At 69.5% G+C, this 6092-nt stretch carries 6 protein-coding genes; all 6 read right to left on the minus strand.

Annotated features, from left to right (window positions below; genetic code table 11):
• Positions 1-17: 17 nt before the first annotated feature.
• Positions 18-1292: a glycosyltransferase family 4 protein gene (locus ACFVJS_RS25710; protein ID WP_378886305.1), complete on the minus strand. Its 1275-nt coding sequence runs from the start codon at positions 1290-1292 to the stop codon at positions 18-20.
• Positions 1292-2275: an NAD-dependent epimerase/dehydratase family protein gene (locus ACFVJS_RS25715; RefSeq protein ID WP_378886307.1), complete on the minus strand. Its 984-nt coding sequence runs from the start codon at positions 2273-2275 to the stop codon at positions 1292-1294. The genes ACFVJS_RS25710 and ACFVJS_RS25715 overlap by 1 nt, the downstream gene beginning before the upstream one ends.
• 88 nt (positions 2276-2363) lie before the next feature.
• A complete protein-coding gene (locus ACFVJS_RS25720) occupies positions 2364-2927 on the minus strand; it encodes a serine O-acetyltransferase (protein WP_378886309.1) in 564 nt (187 codons plus the stop codon).
• Positions 2927-4189, minus strand: a complete 1263-nt coding sequence (locus ACFVJS_RS25725) for a lipopolysaccharide biosynthesis protein (RefSeq protein ID WP_378886310.1) — start codon at positions 4187-4189, stop codon at positions 2927-2929. The genes ACFVJS_RS25720 and ACFVJS_RS25725 overlap by 1 nt, the downstream gene beginning before the upstream one ends.
• Positions 4190-4430: 241 nt before the next feature.
• Entirely contained in the window at positions 4431-4799 is a 369-nt protein-coding gene (locus ACFVJS_RS25730) for a DUF3040 domain-containing protein (RefSeq protein WP_378886312.1), read from the minus strand.
• Positions 4800-4944: 145 nt separating this feature from the next.
• Positions 4945-6092 (minus strand): DNA polymerase IV (dinB, locus tag ACFVJS_RS25735; protein WP_378886314.1); only part of this gene is annotated, 1148 nt, incomplete at its 5' end.

Raw genomic sequence — 6092 nt, forward strand, 5'->3', positions numbered from 1 at the left:
CCCGTGGAGACGTGTGCTCAGCGGCGAGCCAGGTCGACAGACGAAGACCGGTCGGCCCGGGTGAGGATCTCCTCGGCGACGACCGCGTCGATCTCACCCCGGGCGGCTTCCAGGATCTTCTCGAACTTGTCCGCACACCCCTGGAGCGCGAACTCGCGCTCGGCGAGTGCCCGCGACCTGGCCCCGAGTCGCCGCTGCCGCTCGGGATCGGCGAGCACGTCCACGACCCAGCGGGCCGCATCCTCCAGCGACTCCTCCTCCGGAGGCATCACACAGCCCTCTGCCGCATCGACCAACGTGGCTGCGAGATTCTCCTGCGGCATCAGTCCGAGCACCGGCCGGCCCGCACAGAGATAGGTCAGCGTCTTCGAAGGCACCGAGAACGCACCCGCCTCCTTCTCCAGGAGCACCACCAGCACGTCGCCGGACCCCAGGACCTCAGCGAGCCGCTCGTAGGGCTGGAACGGCAGCAGCGTCAGGGCGACACCGAGCCGCTGGGCCTCCGTGCGCAGCACATCGGTCGCCGGGCCCTGGTTGACCACGACCAGCCGAACCGGCTGCTCCCCTGACCGGTCCTGGACACGCCGCACCAGCCGGACGAGCAGCGCCGGGTTGTGCTTGAGCCCCAGCGTGCCGCTGTAGAGCAGCGTCCTGGTTCCGGTGAGCCCGTGCTCAGCAGCCCAGTCGTTGTCTCGTTCGACCGGCCGGATGTCACCGAGCGGCGCCCAGTTCGGAATCACGCTCACCTTGTCCGACGTGCCCCATCGCCGGTGCACGTCGACGAAGGAATCGGCGATCACCACCACCGCCGCCGAGCGTCGGGCGCACCAACGTTCACCATGCTCGATCAGCCAGGCCACCGCCAAGAAGGCCACGGACAGCTGCCGGCCGGCGAACGAGCGGACCGCGACGGCCTGCACGTCCTGATGCCAGAGCACCCAGGGGATCCGACACACGGCCAGCACCGCGGCCGCGATCACCAGTGTCGGGATGGGTGCATTGGCGATGAGCACCGCCTCCGGGCGCAGGTCGCGCGCGAGCCGCGCCAGCTGCACCCCGAACCGCAGCTCCTGCACCAGCCGGGAGGCGAAGCGCGTCTTGGCGATCGTGCTTCCGACGCCGATGGGACGCACCTCCAGATTCTCCGCGTCACCGGAGAGATCGCCCTTGCCGGAGACGTAGGCCTCGCAGTAGGAGTGGGTGACCTGGTGACCGCGTGCCGCCAGCTCCCTGCTCAGCTCGGCCTGGAACGGGTGACCGCTGTAGTCATGGACCAGGATCCGCATCGTCATCAGCCCAGACTCTTGGCGACCTGGTCATGGACCCATTCATAGGTCTTGGCCAGGCCGTCGGCCAGGCTGATCGAGGGCTCCCACCCGTAGATCTCCTGGATCAGCGTGTTGTCGCTGTTGCGGCCGCGCACGCCCTGGGGGGCGTCGAGCACATAGTTGCGCTTGCAGGTGATGCCCGCGATCTGTTCGACGATGCTGACCAGCTGGTTGATCGAGACCAGCTCCGAGGAACCCAGGTTGACCGGCTCGCTGCTCTCGCCGGCCAGGATCATCTGGCTGCCGCGCAGGCAGTCGTCGATGTACATGAAGCTCCGTGTCTGCTCCCCGTCGCCCCAGATCTCCAGCTCGTGCTTCCCGGTCAGCGCGGCGGTGGCGATCTTGCGGCACACCGCGGCCGGCGCCTTCTCACGACCACCGTCCCAGGTGCCGTTCGGACCATAGACGTTGTGGTAGCGAGCCACCCGGGCGGTCAGACCGAAGTCCTCCTCGAAGTGGCGACACATCCGCTCGGTGAACAGCTTCTCCCAGCCGTACCCGTCCTCGGGCATGGCAGGGTAGGCGTCGGCCTCGCGCAGGGCGGTCACCTCGGTCCGGGTCTGCTTGTCGGCCGCGTAGACGCAGGCCGAGGAGGAGTAGAAGTACCGCTCCACCTCGTGGTCACGAGCGGCCTCGAGCATGTGGGTGCTGGTCAGCACCGAGAGCATGCACGCGGCCTTGTTGTTCTCGATGAACCCCATGCCCCCCATGTCGGCGGCGAGCATGTAGACCTCCCGCGCGCCCGCGGTGTGCGCCATCGCCTCCTCCCGCAGCGACAGGTCGGCTTGTACGTTCTGGGCGTCCGGATGAACCTGGTACCACTGCGAGGCCGGCTTCACGTCCACGGCTCTGACCGACTTGCCCTGGTCCAGCAGCTCACCGACCAGGTGGCCTCCGATGAATCCGCCGCCACCTGCGACCAGAACGTCCACATCTACTGCGTGCATGGGCTGTGCCCTTCTCGTGACCCCCATTGGTATGACGACCGTCTCAACGAGACTGAACACGCGTTGTCACGCAGATTGTAACTAAGAGTTACGATTTTGCCGACGGGCCGTAGCCCTCGACCCAGCCGATCACCCGGGCCGGCGTTCCTCCCACGATCGCTCCAGCGGGAACGTCCTTCGTCACCACGGCCGCGGCGCCGACAACGGCTCGGTCACCGATCCGGAGCGGGCCGAGAATCACCGCCCCGACCCCGACCGTGACGTGGTCGCCGAGTGTCGGCATGCCCTGCCGACGCGCTCCCCGGCCGGGCTCACCGATGCAGGTGAGCTGGGAGATGCGGGCGTCTCGACCGATGACCACCTCACCGCCGACCACCACACCAACCGAGTGCAGGAGCGCCAGTCCAGGCCCGATCCGGGCGTCGGGATGGATCTCGGTTCCGCCGAGCACGACCGCAAGCGAGCGGAGCAGGAAAGCCAGTGGCCGCAACGGACCGGACCTCGCCAGCACCGAGGAAGCGCGATAGAGAAGCACCACCTGGATCTGCGGCTGCAACAACGCCTTCCCGGCCACCCAGATCCAGAACCGCAACCGACCGTGCCGGGACACGTCGACGTTTGCTCGCAGGTCGGAGAGTACGTTCTCGAACATCAGGATTCCTCAGCATGGTCGGGGGCGGGTCGGGTCTGGCGCAGCCGGACAGAGAGGCGACGGAGCATACCGACCTGGACGAGGACGCCGACCAGGCCCGCGAGCGCCATCGCGACCGCGCAGCCACCGATCCCCGCGACGGAACCCAGGCCGAGCATCCCGGTCACCATCACCACGAAGGACACGGTCTCGGCGGCGGTGGCCCAGCTGGGACGGCCGAGCGCCTGCAACACCGCGGCGAGCGCACGACGCAGCCCGAGGAACACCCCGGCCACCAGCAGGATCCGAGCCGGGCCGATCGCCGCCCGGGCCTCCTCGCCGAACGCGAGGACGAGCAGCGGAGCGAGCGCCAGCTCGACCAGGAGACAGACCAGTGCCGCGATCAGCAGGCCGCGGATCAGCCAGCGGCGGGCCAACCGGATCCGCTCCCCCGGCTCCGCGGCCGCGACCCTGGGCCCCAGGAACGTGGCCAGCGCCACGCCAGGGAGCACGGTGCCGGTCTCGAACGCCCAGCCGATCACGTAGAGCCCGAGCTGGGAGTGCCCTACGGTGGCACCGATCAGCACCTGGTCGATGCCCAGCATGTCGGTGGGACCGGCAGCGGCCACCCATGCCCGCGCCCCGAAGCGTCTCACCTCGGCAGTGGTGGGCAGCACTGTTCGTCCGGGCCGCGGCCCTCCTCGCCGCAGGACGGGGATCGCGGTCATCGGGACCAGGATCCAGCCCGTCACGTTGGCCAGCAGCAGGGTCACGATGCTGGCGCGGTCGATCATCACCAACAGCACCACCAGCCCGGCGTACACCACCAGCGGTAGGGCCTGGATGATCGTGAGCGACAGGTGCCGTTCCTCACCTTGCAGCCCCGCCAGCAGGGTGAAGCCCAGCATCAGCACGGTGATGCCGAGCAGCACCATGATCGACTCGCCGACCGGCGCAGACAGGGGTTGGGAGAAGCGGTCGAGGGCGAGGAGCGCTCCGACACTGATCACCGCGCAGACCGTGATCCGCAGCGCCAGACCCGGCGCCACTCGGCTGATCATGGCCAGGGCAGGCACGCGCCGACTGGCGATGAAGTACACGAGTGCCGCCGGAAGCCCCAGCAGGCCCATCTGGCTGGCGATGCCGACGACCCCGGAGATGAGGGCCAGTTCACCCCTGGCCTCGACCCCCACCGCCCGGACCACCAGCACCCCGGACAGGAACAGGCTTCCCTGGATCACCGCCAGTGACACGAGGATCCGGGCCACGGGGTGGGCCGCCATCGTCCGTACGACGGCACCGCGCCCCGTTGGCGCGGCCCGCGTTTCAGGCGCTTCTGGCATCGAGCCTCCTGCGATCGGTCGACCGGTCAGGGACCCGGCAGTGTGAGTTCAACGACGCGGACGCCCGTTGGTGATCCCCCACGCATCGTGACTCATCACACGCCGACCACCGCAGATGCGCACGCAAGCGCCGCCCGCCAGGTGACGATCGGCGGACGGCGAAGTCTTTCCAGCTGGCCTACTAGATGTCGTTGTCGCGGCGGCGTTGCTTCCAGCGCTCGGTGGCCCGGTCGAGGAACGAGCTGCGTGGCGCGTGGTCGCCGTCGTCCTCCTCCACCGCCGCGGCACCGCGCAGCGCCGTGAGCAGCACCGAGGTCGAGGCCAGCATCACCAGGAAGCCGACCACGCCGACGATCCACATCCGCGAGATCACACCGGTCATCAACAGCGCGACGCCACCTGCGAGCACGAAGCCCGCGATGACCGCGTGTCGACGTTGGGCACGGCGCAGGGCCGTGCCTCGGAGGGCGGAGGCGAACTTCGGGTCCTCCGCCGAGAGCGCGCGCTCCATCTGCTCGAGCAGGCGAAGCTCCTCTTCCGAGAGTGGCACCGTACCTCCCATGTCCTGTTGGGGCACCTACAAGTCTAGGCACGCCATCCTGAAGGCGGTAGTGAGCCCAGAAAATTCTTGCCCCTTCACGTTCTGCCACATGGCACAACCACGACCGATTGTGTCAACCGAACGGGCAGGTGCGTCAACCCCGGCCGTTGTGGAGCAGGCTCGCCCGGCGTACGAGGTGGGAGCCGAAGCGTTCGGCGACCTGGTCGACGGCACGATCGGCCTCGGACCAGCCGCGCTCCCGCTCGCCGAGCACCAGCTGCCGGTCGGTGCCCTCGCGGGCGACCAGGTGCTCCACCCGGACCCCGACCAGCCGCAGGGCCCGGCCACGGAGGTTCAGCTCGTCGTAGAGCCGGACGGCGGTCGTATGCACCTCCTGGGTGACGTCGGTCGGGTCTGGGAGCGTGCGCGAGCGAGAGATGGTTGTGAAGTCGGTGAACCGCACCGTCAGCGCGATCGTGCGGCCGACGGTGCCGGCCCTCCGCATCCGCCGGGTGACGCGGGCGGAGAGGCGCAGCAGCTCGCGCACGATGTCCTCACGGTCGCTCAGGTCGTGGCCGAAGGTCTCCTGGGCCCCGGTCGACCGGTCGGGAAGGTCGGGCCCCAGCCGGCCCGTCAGCTCGCGCCGGTCGGTGCCGGTGGCGAGCCGGTGCAGGTGGGCGCCGAGGCGTGGACCCAGGATCTGATGGAGGGTGGGGACCGGGGTGCGGGCGATGTCGCCGACCGTCTCGAACCCGAGCCGCCGCAGCCGCTTCCTGGTGCTCGGGCCGACGCCGTAGAGCTCGCCGACGTCGAGCGGGTGGAGGAAGCCGGCGATGTCCTCGGGCCGGACGACCACGACGCCGTCGGGCTTCGCCTTGCGGCTGCCGACCTTGGCCACGCTCGGCGGCGGCGCGACGCCGACCGAGCAGGTGATGCTCAGCTCCTCGGCGATCTGCCGCCGGATCCGCTGCGCGATCCGCTCGGGGCTGCCGAAGAGCCTGGTCGCGCCGCGTACGTCGAGGAACGCCTCGTCGACGCTGACCACCTCCACCAGCGGGGTGGCGCGGCGGAAGATCTCCCGGACCTGCTTGGAGACCTCGGCGACCTCGCCGAAGTCGAGGCGGACCGAGACGAGCTGCGGGCACAGGCGCCTCGCCATCGACCCGGGCATCGCAGCCCGCACCCCGTGGGCCCTCGCCGGGTAGTTCGCGCAGGTCACCACGCCACGGGCGTGTCCCCCGACCACCACCGGCTGGTCCCAGAGCTCTGGCTGGTGCCTGATCGCCACCGAAACGAAGAAGG

Source organism: Nocardioides sp. NPDC057772 (genome assembly GCF_042798075.1).
Lineage (GTDB): Bacteria > Actinomycetota > Actinomycetes > Propionibacteriales > Nocardioidaceae > Nocardioides.

Bases quoted from the DNA above. Each gene is read 5' to 3' on its own strand.
- ACFVJS_RS25725 (WP_378886310.1), bottom strand. From the start codon at position 4,189: ATGGCGGCCCACCCCGTGGCCCGGATCCTCGTGTCACTGGCGGTGATC.
- ACFVJS_RS25720 (WP_378886309.1), bottom strand. From the start codon at position 2,927: ATGTTCGAGAACGTACTCTCCGACCTGCGAGCAAACGTCGACGTGTCC.
- ACFVJS_RS25710 (WP_378886305.1), bottom strand. From the start codon at position 1,292: ATGACGATGCGGATCCTGGTCCATGACTACAGCGGTCACCCGTTCCAG.
- ACFVJS_RS25715 (WP_378886307.1), bottom strand. From the start codon at position 2,275: ATGCACGCAGTAGATGTGGACGTTCTGGTCGCAGGTGGCGGCGGATTC.